At 61.3% G+C, this 21388-nt stretch carries 17 protein-coding genes; all 17 read right to left on the minus strand.

Features of this window, described 5'->3' with window-relative positions; all coding sequences use genetic code 11:
• Window positions 1-22: 22 nt before the first annotated feature.
• The 17 genes from ACTQXI_RS02230 to rpsT all read right to left on the minus strand — a co-directional run bounded on the left by ACTQXI_RS02230 (window position 23) and on the right by rpsT (window position 21297).
• A complete protein-coding gene (locus ACTQXI_RS02230; protein WP_441548242.1) occupies window positions 23-1513 on the minus strand; it encodes a RodZ domain-containing protein in 1491 nt (496 codons plus the stop codon).
• The gene (locus ACTQXI_RS02235) at window positions 1513-4296 is read right to left on the minus strand and encodes a DNA translocase FtsK 4TM domain-containing protein (protein WP_441548243.1); all 2784 of its coding nucleotides are present in this window, start codon (window positions 4294-4296) and stop codon (window positions 1513-1515) included. The genes ACTQXI_RS02230 and ACTQXI_RS02235 overlap by 1 nt, the downstream gene beginning before the upstream one ends.
• Window position 4297: 1 nt before the next feature.
• The gene (locus tag ACTQXI_RS02240; RefSeq protein WP_117654800.1) at window positions 4298-5968 is read right to left on the minus strand and encodes a ribonuclease J; all 1671 of its coding nucleotides are present in this window, start codon (window positions 5966-5968) and stop codon (window positions 4298-4300) included.
• 652 nt (window positions 5969-6620) lie between these two features.
• Window positions 6621-8867, minus strand: coding sequence for a polyribonucleotide nucleotidyltransferase (locus tag ACTQXI_RS02245; protein ID WP_441548244.1), 2247 nt, complete (start codon window positions 8865-8867; stop codon window positions 6621-6623).
• Between the two features lie 150 nt (window positions 8868-9017).
• Window positions 9018-9296 carry a 30S ribosomal protein S15 gene (gene rpsO / locus ACTQXI_RS02250; protein WP_154516313.1) on the minus strand — a complete coding sequence of 93 codons (279 nt, stop codon included), beginning with the start codon at window positions 9294-9296 and terminating at the stop codon, window positions 9018-9020.
• 138 nt (window positions 9297-9434) lie between these two features.
• Window positions 9435-10184, minus strand: coding sequence for a DNA repair protein RecO (gene recO, locus ACTQXI_RS02255; protein ID WP_441548245.1), 750 nt, complete (start codon window positions 10182-10184; stop codon window positions 9435-9437).
• A gap of 15 nt (window positions 10185-10199) precedes the next feature.
• Window positions 10200-11273: a GTPase Era gene (gene era, locus ACTQXI_RS02260; RefSeq protein WP_195838553.1), complete on the minus strand. Its 1074-nt coding sequence runs from the start codon at window positions 11271-11273 to the stop codon at window positions 10200-10202.
• A 12-nt stretch (window positions 11274-11285) separates the two neighbouring features.
• On the minus strand, window positions 11286-11663 hold the full coding sequence (locus tag ACTQXI_RS02265; protein ID WP_427726826.1) for a diacylglycerol kinase family protein: 378 nt from the start codon (window positions 11661-11663) through the stop codon (window positions 11286-11288).
• Between the two features lie 9 nt (window positions 11664-11672).
• The gene (ybeY, locus tag ACTQXI_RS02270) at window positions 11673-12182 is read right to left on the minus strand and encodes an rRNA maturation RNase YbeY (RefSeq protein WP_427726828.1); all 510 of its coding nucleotides are present in this window, start codon (window positions 12180-12182) and stop codon (window positions 11673-11675) included.
• Window positions 12179-13165, minus strand: a complete 987-nt coding sequence (locus tag ACTQXI_RS02275; RefSeq protein ID WP_441548246.1) for a PhoH family protein — start codon at window positions 13163-13165, stop codon at window positions 12179-12181. Before ACTQXI_RS02275 ends, ybeY begins: the two co-directional genes overlap by 4 nt.
• Window positions 13146-14438, minus strand: a complete 1293-nt coding sequence (locus ACTQXI_RS02280; RefSeq protein ID WP_441548247.1) for a MiaB/RimO family radical SAM methylthiotransferase — start codon at window positions 14436-14438, stop codon at window positions 13146-13148. Before ACTQXI_RS02280 ends, ACTQXI_RS02275 begins: the two co-directional genes overlap by 20 nt.
• A 9-nt stretch (window positions 14439-14447) precedes the next feature.
• Window positions 14448-15596: a molecular chaperone DnaJ gene (gene dnaJ, locus ACTQXI_RS02285; RefSeq protein WP_427726832.1), complete on the minus strand. Its 1149-nt coding sequence runs from the start codon at window positions 15594-15596 to the stop codon at window positions 14448-14450.
• Window positions 15597-15677: 81 nt separating this feature from the next.
• Entirely contained in the window at window positions 15678-16781 is a 1104-nt protein-coding gene (locus ACTQXI_RS02290) for a DnaJ domain-containing protein (RefSeq protein WP_441548248.1), read from the minus strand.
• A 58-nt stretch (window positions 16782-16839) separates the two neighbouring features.
• Complete coding sequence (locus ACTQXI_RS02295; RefSeq protein ID WP_441548250.1) at window positions 16840-18072, minus strand: coproporphyrinogen-III oxidase family protein; 1233 nt, start codon at window positions 18070-18072, stop codon at window positions 16840-16842.
• Between the two features lie 2 nt (window positions 18073-18074).
• A complete protein-coding gene (gene dusB, locus ACTQXI_RS02300; RefSeq protein WP_441548251.1) occupies window positions 18075-19118 on the minus strand; it encodes a tRNA dihydrouridine synthase DusB in 1044 nt (347 codons plus the stop codon).
• A gap of 4 nt (window positions 19119-19122) precedes the next feature.
• Window positions 19123-20934 (minus strand): translation elongation factor 4, encoded by a 1812-nt coding sequence (lepA, locus tag ACTQXI_RS02305; RefSeq protein WP_154516289.1) that lies wholly within the window; start codon window positions 20932-20934, stop codon window positions 19123-19125.
• Window positions 20935-21030: 96 nt separating this feature from the next.
• Window positions 21031-21297: a 30S ribosomal protein S20 gene (gene rpsT / locus ACTQXI_RS02310; protein WP_022094714.1), complete on the minus strand. Its 267-nt coding sequence runs from the start codon at window positions 21295-21297 to the stop codon at window positions 21031-21033.
• Between the last annotated feature and the right edge of the window lie 91 nt (window positions 21298-21388).

Raw genomic sequence — 21388 nt, forward strand, 5'->3', positions numbered from 1 at the left:
CTTCCTTTCGGTACGGGGAGCCTTAGTAGCTGTCGTACGAATAGTCATCTGTATCGTTCACTGTCTGGTCGTCGGATGCCGTGTCGGTGCCGACGGTAGACTGGGCATCGGTGCCGTCGACATTATCGGTACCGCCGGCATTATCGCCGTTCGCGGAGTCAGCGGACTCCTTCTTGGGAACGGTAATGGTCACGCGCGCCACACCCGATGTCTTGGTGTCATAGCGAACCTTTTCACCATTCTTGGTGACCGTGACATCGGAGGGCTTGGACGTGGTGATCTCAATAGAGGACTCGGGCGTGTACTCCTGCTCAAAAGGACCGGTCGCTTGAGCGCCATAGACCGATTTACCGTCGACCTTGACCTCGATCCAGGCGGTCTTGCCCTTGGCAACAGAGACCTTGACCTTGGTGACCTCGTCCTCTTCCTTTTCCACCGTCGCCTTGGCAGCATCGGAACCGGCCGCATCCGTCGCCTCGTCGGCGTCTTCGTCCTCGTCAGTGGATTCGGTCTTCTTGGAAGATTTCTTAGTCGTCGTCTTGGTAGCCACGGGTGTCTCGGGCGTCGACTCGGGTGCAGCAGAGCCGCAACCGCGCAGGAGTACCACGATGAGCAAAATCAACAGTAGCACCACGGCACCGATGCCGACGTAAATAATGCGCGGATCGATCGTGTTGTATTGAGAGGCGCGCCCAACGCCGCGTCCGCGATTGGAGCTACCACGACCATTACCCTGCGGTATGCGGCCGCGACCGCTATCGGGACGACCACGATAGCTACTCTGGCGCTGCGAACCCCGCCGGCCCGGACGCGGCGCAAGCTCGCCACGGCCCTGATAGCCGCGCTGGCCAGAGCGAGGCGCCGAAGAGCGCTGCCCATAGGGCTGGGATTGCGAACGGAGGCGCGGCGTCACCTGCGTGGTATCGGCGTCGGAATAGCCATCGCGGGAACGCCCGGCGGGTACTCCGCGATAGCTACGACCGGAGTATCCACCGTCGCCGTAACCGGCGCGAGGATCGCGACTCAACCCGCGAGCGGCGGGAAGCGCACGGTCATCTGGCAGGGGCGTACTGCGAAAACGATCTCGCTGAGAACGAATTTCCTCGCTGGAGCCCGTCTCGGTGATATAGCCCGCCTGCGGAGGTCGCTGGCCGTACCGTGTCGTACGACCACCCTGAACCATCAAAAAACGACCGTTATCGACCGAAGAACGCGAGTTAACGTAGCCGGCAGCATCCTGAAAACGACCGCCCTGCTGCGAGGTATCGCGTTCATATGCCATGAGGTCGTCAAAATAAGCGTTGACGACCTCGCGCGGGTTAAGCCCCAAAAAGCGAGCGTAGCTCGAAATCATGCCCTGCGCATAGCCACGCGGGGGCATCGATGCAAAGTTACCAGTCTCGAAAAACTCGATGATCTGCGGCCTGATTTTGATGGTGTTGGCGACCTGCTGGATGGAAAGGCCCATCCGGCGACGCTGCTCGAGCAGCATGTCACCAAAGCGTGCAGCCATCAGAATCCTCCAAACTCACGATCTTCACGTACCATCTCGGCGTCGACAGACTCCAGCGCGGCAAGCCCTTCGTCATCCAGCAGGACCTCGCGCGGCTTGGAACCGTCGGGCGGGCCGACGACGCCCTTTTCTTCCAGCATGTCCATAATACGCCCGGCGCGCGCATAGCCAACCTTGAGGCGGCGTTGCAGGCCAGATGTGGAGCCAAGCTGCGATTCCACCACAATATGGGCGGCCTCCCAGATAAGCGGGTCGTCATCCTGCGGCTCGGCAACGCCCGTGCGGACAATACCGCCGCCACCAGCCATGGACATGGAAGCAGGCGCCACGGCAGACAGAATCTCCTCGTGGTAGTCGGGCTCGCTTTGCGACTTAACGAACTCGACGATCTCGTTGATCTCGTCATCCGAGACAAAACAGCCCTGGATACGGCGGGGCTTGCCCCAGTCGACCTTGGAGAACAGCATGTCGCCCAAACCGGTGAGCTTTTCTGCGCCCATCTGGTCGATAATGACGCGGGAATCGATACCCGTGGCCACGTTAAAGGCGATACGATTGGTGATGTTGGCCTTAATGAGGCCCGTCACCACGTTGGAGCTGGGGCGCTGCGTAGCCACGATAAGGTGAATACCGGCGGCACGGCCCAGCTGGGCGATACGAACGATCGAGGCCTCGACATCCTTGCCGGCAACCATCATCAGGTCCGAAAGCTCGTCGATGATAATGACCAGATAGGGCATCTTTTGCGGCGGGTTATCGTAGTGTTCGAACTCGCCGGCGGCCTGCTTTTCGTTATACGTCGAGATCTTGCGAACGTTGAGGCGCTCGAAGACCTTCAGGCGACGCTCCATCTCGGACACAGCCCATTGCAAGGCACTCGCAGCCTGCTTGGGTTCGGTCACCACGGGCACATAGAGATGGGGCAGGCCGTTATAGCCGGCAAGCTCAACGCGCTTGGGATCGACCATGATCAAGCGAACGTCCTCGGGAAGCGCGCGCATGAGCAGGGTCGTGATGATGGAGTTGATCATGACCGACTTACCGGAACCGGTGGTACCGGCAATAAGCAGGTGGGGCATCTTGGCGAGGTCGGCGACAACCGGCGTACCCTCGGCATCGCGACCGATGGCCAGCTCGAGCGGACCGCCCTTCACATAGGGAAGCACGTCGCCCAGGTTAACGTTCTGGCGCTTGCGATTGGGAATCTCGATACCCACAAGCGAGGTGCCGGGAATCGGCGCAAAAATACGCACCGACTGGGCGGCAAGCGAAAGCGCGATATCGTCCTCGAGGCTCGAAATCTTGCTCACGCGCTCGCCCTCGCCGGGCTGCAGCTTAAAGGTCGTCACCGTGGGACCGGCAATCCAGCCGACGACGCGAGCGCTACGGCCAAACTCCAGCAAAGTGGACTGCAGCGACTCGGCCGTCTGCTCCAACTCCTTGTCAGAAGACGCGGCGGACGCCGACTGCGGATTGGCGTGCAGGATTTCGAGCGGCGGGAGTTTGAGGCCATCCTCTTGCTCGCCCTCGACATCGGCAGCAGTGGCGTCAGCTCCCCCATCGCCGGCTGCAACAGGAGCAGCGGAAGCCGTAGGGGCGGAGGCATCGGCAACCTTGGGGTGCTTCAGGAAATCGGGGATCTGCGGGGCAGCAGACACGGGGTTCACGGCAAACGGCGGCTCGGACTCGTCGACCTTGTCCGGGTCGTCTTCCATCGAAAGCTGTCCGGTGACCTTTCCTCGCCTGTCTTGGCGACGCGGCAGCAAAGTTGTCTTGGCGGTCTCGAGCGGACACTCGTCATCCTCGTCATCGCCCGCGGTGAGTTCGATTTCGCTATCGGACCAAGACGGGTCGGGCTCACTCGTGTTGAGCTTGGGCGCGGACTTGCCATGCTTGGCATGGCGACGCGGCAGCAGCGTAGTCTTGGCGCGCTCGGCCTCCACGGCCTCGGACACGTCGACAAACGGATCATCGTCCTCGTCATCATCGTCCAAAACCGGGTCCGCATCATTGCCCATGACCGTGGTCACGGCCATATCGGAGCCCTTCTGACGAAGAATGCTCAGGTGCGTACGGGCGACGCCGGGAACCGACAGGGCCTCTTCGTCGCCCCACGGGCTCGCATTGACATCGGCACGACGACGCTCGGCGAAATTGGCAGCGCGATCGCGCGCAGAACGCAAAACGCCACCCACCGAAAAGCCGATGATGACAAAGCCAACGACGGCCAAACCCAACAGAACCACCATCGCGATAGGTTTACCCAGGGCATTCTGCAGCGCACTCGCAATAAACGCACCGATGTAGCCACCCGAGGCGGACAGGTTTTGCGGCACAAACATGAGGTCGCACGAATCGCTCGTGCCCGGCACCATCAACGAAAGAATGGAGACGACAGCGATAAAGACAACGGCGCCACCCGCGACCGAGCGAATGTTGAGCGGCGAGTCCTCACCCAAAAAGAGCGTGGCGGCAAACAGCAAAATGACGATCGGCAGCACGTAGGCGCCCAGGCCAAAGCCAAGATGGTAGAAACCGGCAACCACTGCCGTCACGGGTGCCGTTGCCGGAGAAATCACGGCAATGAAAGACGCAATCGCCAAAACGGCAATAACCACGCCGGCGATATCGCGGTTGGCCGAAGGCTCGACCAGGGGCTCAACATCGTCGAACTCGGCCTCGTGGCCCTTATTGGCACGAAGATGGGAACCGGCACCCTTAGTAGATGCCGGTTGGTTGTTGGCTTTATTGCCTTTGGCGTTTTGTGCAGATCCGCGCGCCAAACTAAACCTCCATGACGACCGGGATGATCATCGGACGGGTGCGCGTACGGCTCCAAATGAAGTTGGAGAGCGAATCGCGCACGGCCTTGCGAATGGCATCGGAGCCGCTGCTCGTAAAGCTAAACTTGCCCTTCTCGATTGTCTTCATGATGGATGCGGAGGCATCCTCGGAGAACTGATCGTCAATAGCAAATGAAACGCCACGGCCCGAGAACTCGATGGCCTCGATCTTCTTATGCTTGAGCGAGACGATGGCGACGGCTGTGACCATACCGTCATTGGCGAGCTTCTGACGATCGCGCAGGACGATGGGGTCGGTATCACCGATGCGCAGGCCGTCGACGTAGACGACGCCGGATTCGACGGGCGTACCGCGCTTGACAATACCACCGCGCATCTCGAGCGTGTCGCCGTTATCGAGAATAAAGATGTGATCATCCTTAATACCCATCTTACGGGCAAGCTGGGCATGGGCTCGCAGGTGCACGGCCTCGCCGTGAACCGGCATAAAGTAGGTGGGCTTGGCCATGGCCATCAGAAGCTTGAGCTCCTCCTGGCTGCCGTGACCCGAGACATGGACGAGGGCGCGATTCTTATCCCACACGTCGCAGCCAAGCTTTGCCAGGCTGTTGACGACCTGCTGGACGGCCTTCTCGTTGCCGGGGACCGGCGTTGCCGAGAGGATGACGGTATCGCCCTCGTGGATGGAGAGCGTCTTGTGCTCGCCGTTGGCCATACGGGACAGCGCCGACAGCGGCTCGCCCTGAGAGCCGGTGCACATGACGACAATCTTGTCGTCAGGCAGGTTATCGATATCGAAGGCATCGATGATATCGGCATCGTCGATGTTGAGGTAGCCCAGCTCGCGCGCCACGCGGGTGTTGGTGAGCATGGAACGTCCGGTCACGACGACCTTGCGGCCGCACTTGCGGGCGGCGTCGCAGATCTGCTGCAGGCGATGGATATGGCTCGAGAACGACGCGACGAACACGCGGCCCGGGGCATTCTTGATGGCGTGCAGCAAGTTGGGGCCGACTTCGGCCTCGGACTTGGTAAAGCCCGGAACCGTGGCGTTGGTGGAGTCGGAAAGCAACAGGTCGATGCCCTGCTTGGCAAAGCGACTGATGGCGGCATAATCGGGCGTGACGCCATCGATGGGCGTCTGGTCGAGCTTAAAGTCGCCCGTGTGCATAACGGTGCCCTGGTTGGTGCGAATGAATACGCCCAAAGCGCCCGGAATTGAGTGCGTCATAGAGAAGAAGTCGAGCGAAATGCCACCAAGATTGACATGGCTACCGCCCTTGACCTCGCGGAACTTGGGCGCACGGATGCGGAACTCGGAAAGCTTGCCCTCGATGAAACCAAGCGTCAGCTTGCTCGAGAAGATGGGCACCTTGTTGTTGAGGTCCTGCAGCAGGTACGGAAGCGAACCGGTATGGTCCTCGTGGCCGTGGGTGACGATGATGCCGCGGAGCTTCTCCTCGTTCTCCAGAACATAGGTGTAGTCGGGAAGCACCAGATCAATACCGGGCTGGGAATCGTCGGGGAACATAAGGCCGGCGTCGACGAGCACCATGTCGTCGCCGCACTCGAAGACCGTCATATTCTTGCCGATGCCGTCAAGGCCTCCGAGCGGAATGATCTTCAAAGGAGATGATTTTTTAGCTGCCATAGGTTCGTGCGGTTTCCTTTCTTCGAAACGGGTCTGGAACAACCGACGGGGCGCTTCTGGCAAACCGACCGCCGGGAACGTACAAACATGCATCACGGAGTCGATGCAGTAACCGCATCATGATACCCATTTGCCCACCAACAGACCACCCATGCATCAAAGCCCCATCCAAACCGGTCTATCCCGCCGGTCTGGGGCCATCGGGGGCCGGGGCGGGTTAAGTTTGCTGCTCTACAGTCCTGCGCAAGACGGAAAGCACATTAAGTGCTTTCCTTTGCGTGCGGAACTCGCGACAAACTTAACCCGCCCCGGCCCCCGATGGCCCCAGACCTGCCAAAAAGGGACAGGTTTATTTTGGTCGGTTTTATCTGGGGTAATGCCGCACATGCGATTATCTAAAGATCTGAATTCAGATAACTGAATAGACTATCTGACAAAATCGAAACCCGCACCCACCAGCCCTTTTGCTATTCCCGGCGGGGGCCGCGGGTAAAGTTTATCGCGAGTTCCGCACGAGCCGGAGAGCACTTAATGTGCTCTCCGTGCGAGCAGGACTGTAGAGCAGGAAACTATACCCGCGGACCCCGCCGGGAATAGCAAAAGGGCGACCCCTGTCCGGAGTCGCCCTTGTTGAGCCGCTTATGTGTAGCTGTTACTCGGCGTCGTGGTGACGGCGGGGCTTGCGGCCTCCGTTGTCGCCGGGACGGCGCGGACGGTCGCTGCGCTCGGAGCGCTCGCGACGCGGACGCTCACGGCGCTGGAAGTGCTCACCGTCGCCCTCGGGGGCACCCTCGGCACGAGCCGGGGCCTCGGGCTTATCCAGACGATCGAGCGAGATCTTGCCGCGATCGTCGACCTCGATGACGACAACCTTAACCTCGTCGCCCACGTTGAGGACGTCCTCGACCTTCTCCACGCGGCCCTTGGCGACGCGGGAAATGTGCAGCAGGCCGTCCTTACCGGGCAGCAGGTTGACAAAGGCGCCGAAGGGCTGGATGGAGACCACGCGACCGGTGTACTCCTCGCCCGGCTCGGGAACCTTGATGATGAGCTTGATGCGCTCGACAGCCTGGTCGACGGACTCGCCGGTGCCACCGACAAAGACAGTGCCGTCCTCCTGGATGTCGACCAAAGCACCGGTCTCGTCTTGGATGCCGCGGATGACCTTGCCGCCGGAACCGATGACGTCGCGGATCTTGTCGGTCGGAACCTGGATGGAGACGATGCGCGGAGCGGTGCTGCGCGTGGTGTGACGCGGCTCGGGGATCACATCGAGCATCTTCTGCAGAATGAAGGCGCGGCCCTCCTTGGCCTGCTGCAGGGCGCGGGCCAGGATGTCAAAGGTAAGGCCGGTGGCCTTGTTGTCCATCTGCAGAGCGGTAATGCCCTCGGTGGTGCCGGTGACCTTAAAGTCCATATCGCCCAGGAAGTCCTCGAGACCCTGGATGTCGGACAGGACCACGGTCTTGCCCTCCTCCTGGATCAGGCCCATGGCGATACCGGAGACCGGGCGCTTAATGGGAACGCCGCCGTCCATAAGGGCGAGCGTGGAGCCGCAGGTCGAAGCCATCGAAGAGGAGCCATTGGACTCCATGACCTCGGAGACCACGCGGATGGCGTAGGGGAACTCGTTCTCGTCGGGGAGCACCGGAAGCAGGGCGCGCTCGGCCAGGTTGCCGTGGCCGATCTCGCGGCGCTTGGGGCTACCCATGCGGCCGGTCTCGCCGGTGCAGAACGGCGGGAAGTTGTAGTGGTGCATGTAGCGCTTGCCCTCGGTGGGCTCGATGGTATCCAGACGCTGGGCCTCGTTGAGCATGCCGAGCGACAGGACGGAGAGCACCTGGGTCTGGCCGCGCTGGAACAGGCCGGAGCCATGAACGAGCGGCAGGTAGTTGTCCTTCACCATAATGGGGCGAATCTCATCGGCGGCACGGCCGTCGACGCGCTCACCGGTCTCGACGACCATGGTGCGCATGGCCTTCTTCTCGAGCTTCTTGAGTGCCACGGGGATCTCGCGCTCCCAAGCGGCCTGCTCCTCCTCGGTGAACTCGGCACGGATGGACTCCTTCAGAGCCTCGACCTTGCCGATACGGGAGAGCTTGTCGGCGTCGCGAAGGGCGGCTGCCATCTCGTCGTAGTGGGCGAAGATGCGCTCCTGGACCTCCTCGACGGGCTGGTCGAGCGGGTACTCCTTCTTGACGATAGCGCCGTTGACCTGCTCCCACTCGGCAACGAACTCGTCCTGAGCCTGGCAGAAGGCAGCGAGGGCCTCCTGGCCAAACTTCATGGCGGCGAGCATATCGTCCTCGGAGATCTCATCGGCGCCGGCCTCGACCATCGAGATAAAGTCGGCAGAGCCGCCCAGCTCCAGGTCCAGATCGGAGTTCTCGCGCTCCTCATAGGTGGGGTTGACGATAAACTCGCCGGTCTCCACGTTGCGGCCGATGCGCACGCACGCAAGCGGGCCCTCGAAGGGCACGCCGCCGAGCGTCATGGCCAGGGAGGCACCCATGACGTTGATGACGTCGAAGGGGTTGACCTGGTCGGCGACGAGCGAGGTGGCGACGATGTGCACCTCGTTGCGGAAGCCGTCCGGGAAGCTCGGGCGAATAGGACGGTCGATCATGCGGGCCGTGAGCGTGGCCTTCTCGCTGGGACGGCCCTCGCGCTTGAGGTAGCCACCCGGGATACGGCCGGCAGCGTACATCTTCTCGTTGAAGTCGACGGTCAGCGGAAAGAAGTCGTAGTTCTTGCGCTCCTTGGAGACGACCACGGTGTCGAGCATCGTGGTGTCGCCCTGCTTGACCAGACAGGCGCCGGTGGCCTGCTTGGCAAGCTCGCCCGACTCAAAGGTGTAGGTCTTGCCGTACAGCTCAAAGGTCTTGGATACGAGTGTCATTGTTCTCCTTTACCCCGCAGACCCCTTGCCTGCGGGCTTCTCATGTGACGCGGGCCCCCTGCCCCCGCCACGCTTCAGAGCGTGATTGTTCACGCCCTTACACAAAAAGAGCGCCCCGCTGCGCAGGACGCTCTTAGCATGTACAAATCCTTACTGGATGTTGTCGCGGATGCCCAGAGCCTTGATGAGCTCACGATACTCGACGACGTCGTTCTTCTTGATGTAGGAGAGAAGACGACGACGGCGACCGACGAGCATGAGCAGACCACGACGGGTGTGGAAGTCCTTCTGGTGGGACTTCATGTGCTCGGTCAGCTCCTTGATGCGCTCGGTCAGGATGGCGACCTGAACCTTGGGGTTGCCGGTGTCGACCGGGGTGTTACCGAACTGGGCAGTCAGCTCCGCCTTGCGCTCTTTGGAAACAGTCATTGTTTCACCTTTCGTTTCGCGTCGCCCGCGGGCGACTCTATTCGCCTCGGACTGGGAAGCCGCCGGTGGAGCGAGCATCCAAGGTCGAGGTACCAACAGGTCGGTATGTTACCACAAGCGGACCGCGTATGCCCATCATCACCGACCCAACATGAATTCCATCGCGCGAAGACGCTGATCGGTGTGCGTCGCAGCCCAAACATGCGAAAGCCCCAGCAAAAAGGCGGCAGTATGGGGATCGACCCTCTCGGCCAAGAGCGCATCGAAGGTCATGGACATGAGGGCGCGCAGCCATGCGACCTCGCCGGTCGACACCAGCTCGGCACCCGGAACGCTCGACGCGCACGACCCGCACATGAGCCCGCCCGCCTGGGGCGAAAAATACGACAGCATGGGGTCTCCGCACAGTACGCAGGCCGAAAAATCGGGTCGATAGCCAACGTGCGACAACAGCTTAAAGACATATGCCGCCACAAGCAGGTCCATATGTGCCGTGTCGAGCCTGCTGCCCACCAGGGCAAGTGCTCGCTGCGTAATGGCAAAGGTAAACGGGTCCTCGGCGTCCTCGAACGAGCACACGCGCGCGACCTCGGCGATCGCGCTTGCGGCGCAGGTCGTCTCGTAATCGGGCGCGGCGCCGAGCGGCGCCTCCATAAGCTCGGCCTGGGAAACCACGTCGAGCGACCGTCCGTGCGCGAGCAGCATATCGACGGTACAGAACAGCTCGCAGCGCGCCGCCAGGCGCCCGCCGGGTTTGCGCGCGCCCTTTGCCACGGCACGGACCTGCCGACCCCGCTCATCGAGCATCGTCAAGATCAGATCGGTCTCCTTGAGCTTGGTCTTATCGAGGACGAGTACCTTTGTGCGATATGTCCGTGAGCCTGCCATGAGCGCCGCGCGCCCTTAGTCCTCGGCGTTGTAGCCAAAACGGCGAATCTGGGCCTCGTCGTCACGCCAGCCGGCCTTTACCTTCACATCCAGCTCCAAAAAGACCTGCGTGCCAAAGATGCGCTCAAGATCGCGACGGGCGTCGATGCCGATATGCTTGATCATCTCGCCGCCCTTACCGATGATGATGCCCTTTTGGCCCTCGCGCTCGACGTAAATGGTGGCATGCACGCGCAGAACCTTCTTGGTCTGCTCGAGCGCATCGCAGATTACGCCAACGGAGTGCGGAATCTCATCACGGGTGCGGCGCAAGACCTTCTCGCGCACAAACTCGGCAACGAGCGTCTCGTCGGAAGCGTCGGTACCCATGTCCTCGGGGAACCAACGCGGGCCCTCGGGCAAAAAGTGCGCAACGGTCTCGATGAAGGCATCGACGTTAAAGTTCTTGACCGACGACGTCACGATCTCATCGTCATATTCCATGAGCTCGTGGGCGGCCTTAAGCTGCTCCATGACCTGTGCGGGATCGGCTTCATCGGCCTTGGTGAGCACCAGAACCTTCTTGGAACGGGCGCATCTGACGCGCTCGGCAACCCAGGCGTCTCCCCTGCCGATCGGTTTGGTGGCATCAATCAAAAACGCGACGACATCGACATCGTTCAGCTCGAACAGCGCGCTCTTGTTGAGCTCGGACCCCAGGCCGTCCTTGGGTTTGTGAATACCCGGGGTATCGACAAAAACCAGCTGGTAACCGGGGCGATTGACGACGGCGCGCATGCGACGGCGGGTCGTCTGGGCCACCGGCGAGGTGATGGCGACCTTTTTGCCATAGCAGGCGTTGAGCAGCGTGGACTTACCGGCGTTGGGGCGACCGACCAGGGCCACGAAGCCGCTGCGGAAACCGGGCTCAACGTCGCCAAAGCCCGCGAGGCTGTCGTCCTCGTCGCACAGGGCGTCGAGCTCCTCGTCACTCATGCCCTCAAACGGGTCGAACTCCTCGACCTCGCAAGCCTCAGTCGCTTCGGCATCCACAGCATCCAGGGGCTCGTCGTCCAGCGTTTCATCGATAGGCTGCATATTGTCGGACATGAAGATCCCTTTCTAAATAAAGCCGAGCGCGTGGGCAAATACCAACAAGCCCACAATCGCGGCGGTGATGGAAAGAACGTATACGGAGGCGGCGGCGATATCCTTTGCACGCTTTGCCAGCGGATGGAACTCCTGGGTCGCCAAATCGACAATCGCCTCCATGGCGGTGTTGCACAGCTCGCCGTGAATCACCAGGCCGCAGCAAATGATAATCGTAGCCCACTCGGCAATGTCGAGCCCCACGATGCAGCCGGCAATGACAGTGCACACACCCGCCACGAGCATGACCTTAATGTTACGCTCGGTCTTGACGGCGGTAACGAAGCCCTCCATGGCGTAGGAGAACGACTTTAAAAAGGACGGATGGTCCTTGTTCGATCCGGGAATCATAGACGGCTCCTAGTCGTGGGCATGGTTGGTGATGGGGCCGACGTGAACCAGCTTGGGGTCCTCGCCGCGCTCGAGCGCCAGATCGCGCAGGATGGCGTCCTCGCGGGCCTCCATGACCTCGGCCTCGTCGTCCACGATATGATCGTAGCCCAGTAAATGCAACATGCCATGCACGAGCATCAGGCGGCACTCATCGGCAGGGCTATTGCCAAAGCCGGGAGCCTGACGGGCAATGACCTGCGGGGCCAAGATGATATCGCCGAGCTCGAGCGTCTCATCGGCTGGGATATCCTCGTCAAAGGCCGAGTCGCATTCGAACGAGAGGACATCGGTGGTACGGTCGATACCGCGCCACTCGTGGTTGAGCTCGCGCATCTCATCCTCATCGACATACGAAAGGGAAATCTCGACTTTTCGCTCAACGCCCTCGGCAGCAAGCACGACCTCGCAGATGTGCTCTACCTCCTGCGCGTCAAGCAGCGTATCGAGCTCGGCATCGTTGCTGATCAATACACTCAACGGGACTCCTTTCGGTCGCGCACGCGTTTCTCGCGCACGTCATCATAAGCATCATATGCCTCGACGATTCGCCCCACCAAGGCGTGACGCACCACGTCGGCACGCTCGAGGTGCGAAAACGCGACATCGTCGACACGACCCAAAATCTGCTCAACGTCGGCAAGACCGCCGCGACGACCTACCAAGTCACGCTGGCTCAGGTCACCGGTAATCACAAACTTGGAGTTAAAGCCCAAGCGCGTCAGGAACATCTTCATCTGCTCGGGCGTGGTATTTTGAGCCTCGTCGAGCACCACGAAGGCATCGCTCAGCGTACGACCGCGCATGTAGGCAAGCGGGGCGATCTCGATCACGCCACGCTCCATAAGCTCATCGGTGCGCTCGCGATCCATCATGTCAAAAAGGGCGTCGTAGAGCGGACGCATGTAGGGATCGATCTTTTCCTCGAGGGTACCGGGCAAAAAGCCCAAGTTCTCCCCCGCCTCGACAACCGGACGCGTCAAGATCAGACGGCCCACCTCGTGACGCTTGAGCGCGGCAACGGCAAGCGCCATGGCCAGATAGGTCTTACCGGTACCGGCAGGACCCAAGCCAAACGTGATGGTATGCGAGCGGATGGCATCCACATAGCGCTTTTGACCGAGCGTCTTGGGGCGAATGGCACGACCGCGATACGAAAGCAGCACATCATCGCGAAGCGACGTAGCCCCGTACTCACCGTCGCGCAAGACGGCCAGGCAGCGAGAGACATCGTCGACAGACAGCGTCCGTCCGGCGGCAGCCTCGCGAAAAGCATGCTCGAAAAAGCGCGCCACGAGCTCGACCTCGTCCGGGTCACCGCACACGGCGATACGGTCGCCACGGGCGACCACGTGGGCGCGAACCAAGCTCTCGAGCGCACGAAGGACACCGTCGCCGGCACCCATAACGCGCGAGGGATCAATTCCATCGGGAACGGTAAGTCTAATCTTCGAGGCTTCCATGAACCTCCCTGCGTGCATGGACCAAGCCGGAATCATCGACTCCGATGATAGCAACATCGAGCAGGCACGGGGCTGTGAGTCCGCAGGTATCGTCAAGACGGGCATGATGGAACGAACCGAGCGTCAGGTTGTCGCCATACTCGAGCACGGCACGCTCGACGGTGCCCACGCGACGGCGGGCGTCGGCAATGGCGAGTTCCTGCGCCGCGGCTCGCATACGACGGCTGCGCTCAGCCATAACCTCGGGCGGCACCTGGTCGGGCATGTCGGCAGCAAGGGTACCGGGACGCTTGCTATAGCGGAAGACATGCATGCGCGAAAAGCCCACGCGACGGCACAACGCCAGCGACTCCTCAAATTCCTCGTCCGTCTCGCCGGGAAAACCGACGATGACGTCGCACGAAAGGGACGCCTGGGGCAAGTTGGCGCGGATCATACGCACCGTCTCCTCAAATGCCTCGGCGCTATAGGGACGGCCCATGCGATGCAGGGTCGCCGTGCAGCCAGACTGCACGGGCAGGTGCAAAAACGGGGCGATGCGCTGCGGATAGCGCGCCATGACCTTAAGCAGGGGCTCGGAGATATCCATGGGCTCGACCGAGGAAATGCGCACATGAGGAATAGACGTACGCTCCATGATGGCCTGGAGCAGCTCATCAATCTCGACGTGTTCGTCGGTCGCACTCTTGCCATCGTAGGCGCCCAGGTTCACGCCCGTCAGCACCACCTCGGGCACGCCGGCCTCCTGAGCCTCACGAACTTGTTCGAGCACAGACTCGACCGGCATGGAGCGCTCGGGGCCGCGGGCCTTCCACACAATGCAATAGGTGCAACGATGGTTGCAGCCGTCCTGGATCTTCACACCCAGACGCGAGCGACCGAGCGCGTCGACCACATCGCCGTCGCTACAGGCGGCCACACTATCGGACTCAACGCCCAGCACCTCGCAGACGCGTTCGGCGACATCGATCTTAGACGGCTCCGCGATCACGCGGTCCGAAAGCTCCAGAAGCTCCTCGGGGTGCAAATTGACAACGCACCCGGTCACGACCACATAGGGCTCTTTTGGATGAGCCAGCGCATGGCGGACGGCCTTACGGGTCTTGGCCTCGGCCTCGCCCGTAACGGCACAGGTGTTAATGACGATCAGCTCCGCATCCTGAGGATCCACCATTGCAAAACCCAGGCGCATAAGATCGGCAGTGATACGGTCGGACTCAACCCGGTTGACACGGCAGCCGAGGTTGACAACAGAGATATGAGGTGCGAGCACGCGGGCTCCTTAATCGAGGATGTCGTCGAGAGCGCTCTTAATGCGATCGGTCACCGATTTCTTGCCGGAAGCGACATCGTCGCCCGACTCGGCGGCGAAAGCCTCGAGCAGCTCGCGCTGCTTGGCGGAAAGGTTCGTGGGGACGAGCACGCGCAGCTGAACAATCAAGCGTCCACGCGAGCCGCCACCGCCGATACGGGGCATACCGTAGTTGTTGACACTCACGGTGTCGCCGTACTGCGTACCGGCGGGGACGCACACCTTGACGACCTCGTCGGGCAAAATGCCCTCAACCTTAATCTCGCAGCCGAGCGCAGCCTGCGCAATCGAGATATCGCTCACGAGGTACAGGTCGTCGCCGTTGCGTTTAAAACGCTCGTGATCGGCGACGCGCACGTTGACGATCAGGTCGCCCGAGGGCTCACCACGAAGGCCTGCCTCGCCAAAGCCGCTCACGCGCAGCTGGCGACCGGTCGAGACGCCGGCGGGGATATCGATGTCGATCTTTTCGTGCGAAGGCGTGCGGCCCTGACCGTCGCAGGTCTCGCAGGGATGGTCGATGACCGTGCCTTCGCCATGGCAGTCGGGGCAGGGCGAAGAGGACTGAACCTGACCCAGGAACGAGCGCTGGACCGTCGTGACATAGCCCGTGCCGTGGCAACGGCTGCACTGCTTTTCGGCCGCACCCTCGGCCCTACCGGTGCCATTGCAATCATCACAGGGGGCAAGGCGGTCATAGCTGATCGTCTTTTTGCAACCGAGCGCCGCCTCCTCAAGGGTCACCGAAAGGGAGATGGCCATATCGCGGCCGCGACGACGCTCGCGGCGATTTCGGGCGCCACCGCCGGCACCGCCGCCAAAGAACGACGAAAAGAGGTCGTCCATGCCCATGCCGCCAAAGATATCGTTAATGTCGACATAGCCGGAGCCGCCGGGGCCGTCGGGCGAACCGTAGCGATCGTAGTTTGCACGCTTCTGCTCGTCGGAAAGAACGGAATATGCCTCGTTGAGCTCTTTGAACTTGGCCTCGGCATCGGGGTCGTCCGAAACGTCCGGGTGTACGATACGGGCCTTCTTTAGAAACGCGCGCTTAATCGTCCGCGCGTCGGCATCCTTGTCGACGCCAAGTACCTCGTAGTAATCCCTATTTTCCGACACGACCGAATCCTTCCGACTTTCATTATTGTCACAGTGCGTCCTATACCCAAGCTGGGCCGACCGCAAACAAAGGGTTTGATGTTATTGCATTGCGTAGGGCGAAAGCATGGCACGTTGCGAGCAGCTCGCAAACCAAACCGACACGAGAGCAAACATAAATCCGTTGGCAAAACCGTTGGCAAACTGCATCGCGCCGCGCTTCCACCACAGCAGGCTGCGGTGAAGCACGCCGTCCGAGAGCACCATGAACAAGCCCATGGCAAACGGAACAAAGCACATCATGGCAAAGGCCGAGAACACGCCCGAGATGGCCGACAGCACCAAAAAAGGCGCCACGATGCCCATCAGGTAAAAACCGGTACGAGCCTTGCCCTCCAGGCGTTCGGCCTCGACATGGGCGCGCCCGACCAAATCGCCGCCCGAGGCACCGTTGGTGCCGGCGTGACCCATGCCGTCAATATGGATCTCGTCGCCATCATGCGTGCCGGCGGGAAACTCAATCGTCTGCTCGGAGGTCACACGGGTCCGCCCGCTGCCACCGCAATCGGGGCAGGGGTCGGCGACGACCTTACCGGAACCGCCGCACTCGGGGCAGACCGACTGGAACGTGCCGGCACCAAACAGGAAGGACAGGTCGACGTCGATGTGGCCGCGACCGCCGCAGCTCGGACAGGTATGTGCATGCTCGGACGAGACAGAGCCCGAGCCTCCGCAATGACCACAGGTATCGAAGCGCGTATAGCGGACGGTCTTGCGGGCACCGCCCTTGGCCTCCTTGGCGTCGAGCCTAATATCGACGACCACGTTGGCGCCGTTCTCGGGATTATAGGCAGCCTGGCTGCGACGCTGCTGGCCCCAGGCGCCACCAAAGGGAAAGCCGCCCTCAAAGGGATTGCCATAGCCTGCGCTGCCGGCGTAGCCGCCGCCATAGGGCGAAGCAGAAGGAGCGCCGGCGAAGGGATTGCCCGAGCGCATGGCATCATAGCGCGCACGCTTCTGCTCGTCCGAAAGCACGGCATAGGCCTCGGAAACCTCTTTAAACTTTTCCTCGGCATCCGGCTCTTTGTTGACGTCCGGATGGAGCTTGCGGGCCTTTTGCTGAAAGGCCTTCTGTATATCACGCGAGGTGGCGTCCTTGGAGACACCCAAGATCTCGTAGTAATCTTTTTCGTTCATCGTCGCCATGCGCGGCAACCTCCTGCTCACAGCAGCGTATATATTGCGGTAATTCTACCCGAGCGGCCTAAGCTAGACCCCAAAACAGCTCGAACAGCATATTTCCATCGAGCCAGCCCAAGTGGGTGGGCGCTAAACGGGCGCGGGCGCGACCTGCTACAACATCTTTTGAGGTGATGCGCCCCGCATGCCCCTCGACATCATCGGGTACCCAGGTGGCAAGGCCCAACTCGAGCGCACGGTCGCAGGACGCCGCCAGCTCGTCTGCAGGAATCACGCTTGACGAGCGAACCAACAGGTCGGGCCCAATGCCACGCGTCATGCGGCAGGCAAGCATCAAATCCTCCGCCGCCGCCTCGCGCTGCGACAGATACTCGGCATCAAACGTCGTCGAGGCATCGTCGCGTTGTACCAGACGCACGCGATACGCATCGCCGCGAGCGGGCACGTCGGGATAAAGCCCGGCCAAGCGATCGAAATCCTCGGCGTCGAACATGCCCGCGGCAGAGCGACCCAGGCCCAGATAGCCCCGTCCGGTCCAATAGGCGATGTTATGCGAGCACTCATGTCCGTCGAGTGCATAGCTTGCCACCTCATACGGGTGATAGCCGGCCGCACCCAGACGCTCACGCGCCGCTTCCATGCACGCAGCCTGAAAATCCTCGTCGGGCTCGAGCGACTCGTCGCAGAACGCCATGCGGTAGAGCGGCGTGCCTTCCTCGAGCGTGAGCGGGTACACCGACACATGATGCGGCAGCGCTGCCAACACGCCATCGAGCGTGCGCTTCCAACTCGCTGCGGTCTGCCCGGGAAGGCCGCACATAAGGTCGCACGACACATCGAGCCCAGCGTCCTTAACCGTCGTGATGGCAACGAGCGCCCGATCGGCATCGTGAATGCGGCCGATGGCAGTAAGTTCGGCATTATCGAGCGTTTGCACACCAAGAGAGACGCGTGTGACACCAACCTTGGCAAGCGCAGCGGCAAGCTCGGCGGTCAGCGACTCAGGATTAGCCTCGCAGGTAAACTCAACGGGCTTGCACCACATGCAAATACGCCGGGCAAGCTCCACCAGACGCTCTCCCGCCAGCGACGGAGTGCCGCCGCCAACATAGACGGTGCGGACCTGTGCAAGCGCCCCGGTGTCTCCAAAGGCATCAAGGCGCGCATACAGCTGCTCAAAATAGGCATCGAGCGCAGCGCTCAGGTCGCACGGAGCAAAACTGCGTGAGTCAAAGTCGCAGTACCGACACCTTTGAGCGCAAAACGGCACATGCACGTACAGCGCGCTAACGGCCACCGTTAGGCCTCCAGCGGATGAGCGGGCACCGACTCGCCAGCGGCAAGTGCGGCCTCGCAGGCCACCACATCGTGCTCGATATCGTCGACCAATGCCATGAACTCCTCATATGTGGAGCAACGCACCACCTGGGCGCGCCAGGCGGCGGCATGGGGCATGCCCTTTAGATACCAGCTCGCGTACGTACGGGCACGCGACATGAGCGGCAGAAGCTCATGCGTCAGTGTGAGATGCTCGCGCAGGGCGTCCAGGCGCTCGACAGAGCTGCGCACCGGCACCGGTACGCCATTGAGCGCAAGGGCGCGAGCATCACCAAAGACCCAGGGATTACCGTAGATACCGCGTGCGATAAACACCGCGCTGGCACCCGAGTTGCGCAGATGCTCCACGGCATCCTCGGCCGAGAACACGTCGCCCGAACCGATAACGGGAATCTCGACGGCATCGGCCACCTCATCGACGACCGACCAATCGGCCTGACCCGTATAGAGCTGCGTGGCACAGCGACCATGCACCGCCACAGCGGCGGCGCCCGCCCCCTCGAGCATCTGGGCAAACGTCGCGGCATTGCGATCTTCGGCGTAAAAGCCTTTGCGGATCTTAACGGTCACGGGCACGTGCGCCGCGCCCACCGCCGCCTCGACGATCTTCTCGGCCAGCTCGGGCGTGCGCATGAGCGCCGAGCCCTCGCCTTTGGTGACGACCTTGCGAGCCGGGCAGGCCATGTTGATATCGATCAACGACAGGCGATCGCCCACACGCTCCTCGACGGCAGCGACAGCGCTCGCAAATTGATCGGGCTTGGAGCCAAAGAGCTGCACGCAGATCTGCCGCTCCTCGTCGGCCGGCAGCACCAGGCGCCACGTCTTATTGCTGGCATAGGCAAGGCCCGCCACGCTCACCATCTCGCTATAGGCAAGATTGGCGCCGCGGCGGCGGCACATGATGCGATAGGCGGGATCGGTCACGCCGGCCATGGGAGCCATAAGGAACGGCTGCTCGGCATAGGCGCCCAGCAGCCGCGTACTGTATTCGGAAAGCGCCATGGAACTACTCGTCCACCTTGAGGATCGCCATAAAGGCCTCTTGCGGGACCTCGACCGAACCGATAGCCTTCATGCGCTTCTTGCCCTCTTTCTGCTTCTCGAGCAGCTTGCGCTTACGCGAGATATCGCCGCCATAGCACTTGGCCAAAACGTCCTTGCGGCGCGCCTTGACGGTCGAGCGGGCAATGATCTTGTTGCCGATTGCACCCTGAATGGGCACCTCGAACAGCTGGCGCGGAATAATTTCCTTAAGCTTGTCGCACAACCCGCGGGCCAGGCCATAGGCCTTGTCCTTGTGCACGATAAACGAAAGCGCGTCCACCTCGTCGCCCGAAAGCAGGATATCGAGCTTGACGAGCTCGGAGGGACGATACTCGTTGAACTCATAATCGAGCGACGCATAGCCCTTGGTGCGGCTCTTGAGCTGGTCAAAGAAGTCCAGGATGAGTTCGGCGAGCGGCATGTCGAAGCGCATCTCGACCGATTTGCTCGTGAGGTGGATCATGTCGGTCGTAATGCCGCGGTGCTCGATAGCGAGCTGCATGACGGCTCCCGTATACTCGGGCGGGCAGATAATCTTGGCCTTGAGGTAGGGCTCCTCAATGCGCTCGATGCGCGTAGCCTCGGGCAGATCCTGCGGGCTGCGGACATCAATCATCTCGCCGTCGGTCTTGTAGACGTGGTAGTCCACCGAAGGGCTCGTGGCGATGAGGTCCAGGTTGAACTCGCGCTCCAGACGCTCCTTGACGACCTCCATATGCAGCAGGCCCAAGAAGCCAACGCGGAAGCCAAAGCCGAGCGCCACCGAGGTCTCGGGCTCCCACACCAACGACGGGTCGTTGACATGCAGCTTATCGAGAGCGTCACGCAGGTTCTCGTAATCCTTGTTGTCGATCGGGAACAAGCCCGTATAGACCATGGGCTTGGCCTCACGGTAACCGGGAAGCGGCTCAGGGCAGGGATTCGACGCCCACGTGAGGGTATCGCCCACGCGAACGGCCTCAGGGTCCTTCAGGCCCGTGACCACGTAGCCCACTTCACCGACCGTCAGCGCGTCGACCGGAGTCTCGGCGGGACGCTTGACGCCCACGCCATCGACCAAAAAGTCGCCCTCGGCCTGCATCATGCGCAGGGTATCGCCCTTCTTGATGGAGCCGTCAAAGACGCGGACCGTGGCGACGACGCCGCGGTACTCGTCAAAATACGAATCCAGGATGAGCGCCTTGAGCGGCGCCGTCGCATCGCCCTTGGGCGGTGAGATCAAAAAGACGATGGACTCAAGCAGATCATGGATGCCCTCGCCGGTCTTGCCCGATACGCACACGGCATCGTCGGCAGGAATCGCAAGGTCATCCTCGATCTCGGTCTTAACCTCGTCGGGGTGTGCCGACGGCAAGTCGATCTTGTTGATAGCGGGCACGATATCCAGGTTGGCGTTCATGGCGAGCGTCGCGTTGGAGACGGTCTGCGCCTCGACGCCCTGCGTGGCGTCGACGACGAGCACCGCACCCTCGCAAGCGGCAAGCGAACGCGAGACCTCGTAGGTGAAGTCCACGTGGCCCGGCGTATCGATCAGGTTGAACTGATACGTCTCGCCATCGTCGGCGTCATAGGAAACGCGAACGGCATTGGACTTGATCGTGATGCCGCGCTCGCGCTCGATATCCATGGTGTCGAGCAGCTGCGATTCCATGTCGCGCTCGTCGACGGTATGGGTGAGCTCGAGGATGCGATCACTGATCGTGGACTTGCCATGGTCGATGTGCGCAACGATCGAGAAGTTGCGGATGTGGGAAATGTCAATTGAAGTATTCATGCGGACTATCTTACCCGAGCGGTACAAAAAATGGAGCCTGTTCCATAAAACAGGCTCCATTTATGCGCGCAATCTGTGTGGTGTGAAATTTACAACTTAGGCGTTGATGCTGTTCACGAGCTTGGCAAGACCGGACTTGCGGTTGGAAGCCTGGTTCTTGTGGATAACATGCTTGGCGGCAGCCATGTCGAGACGCTTGGTGACGGTCTTGAGGGCAGCCTGGGCCTTCTCGGCGTCGCCCTCGGCGACGGCGGACTGGACGTGCTTGGTCAGCGTCTTGAGCTCGGACTTGACAGCCTTGTTACGCATGCGAGCTGCCTCATTGGTGCGGATACGCTTCTTCTGAGACTTGATGTTTGCCACTTCTGGAGTTCCTTTCGAGTTCCTTGCAAAAAATGTATGACACCTCTGAGACACGGTGAGGTCATGCAAGCGCCTACTATAGCACGCTCCC

The organism is Collinsella sp. LCP19S3_C9 (assembly GCF_052121575.1).
Lineage (GTDB): Bacteria > Actinomycetota > Coriobacteriia > Coriobacteriales > Coriobacteriaceae > Collinsella.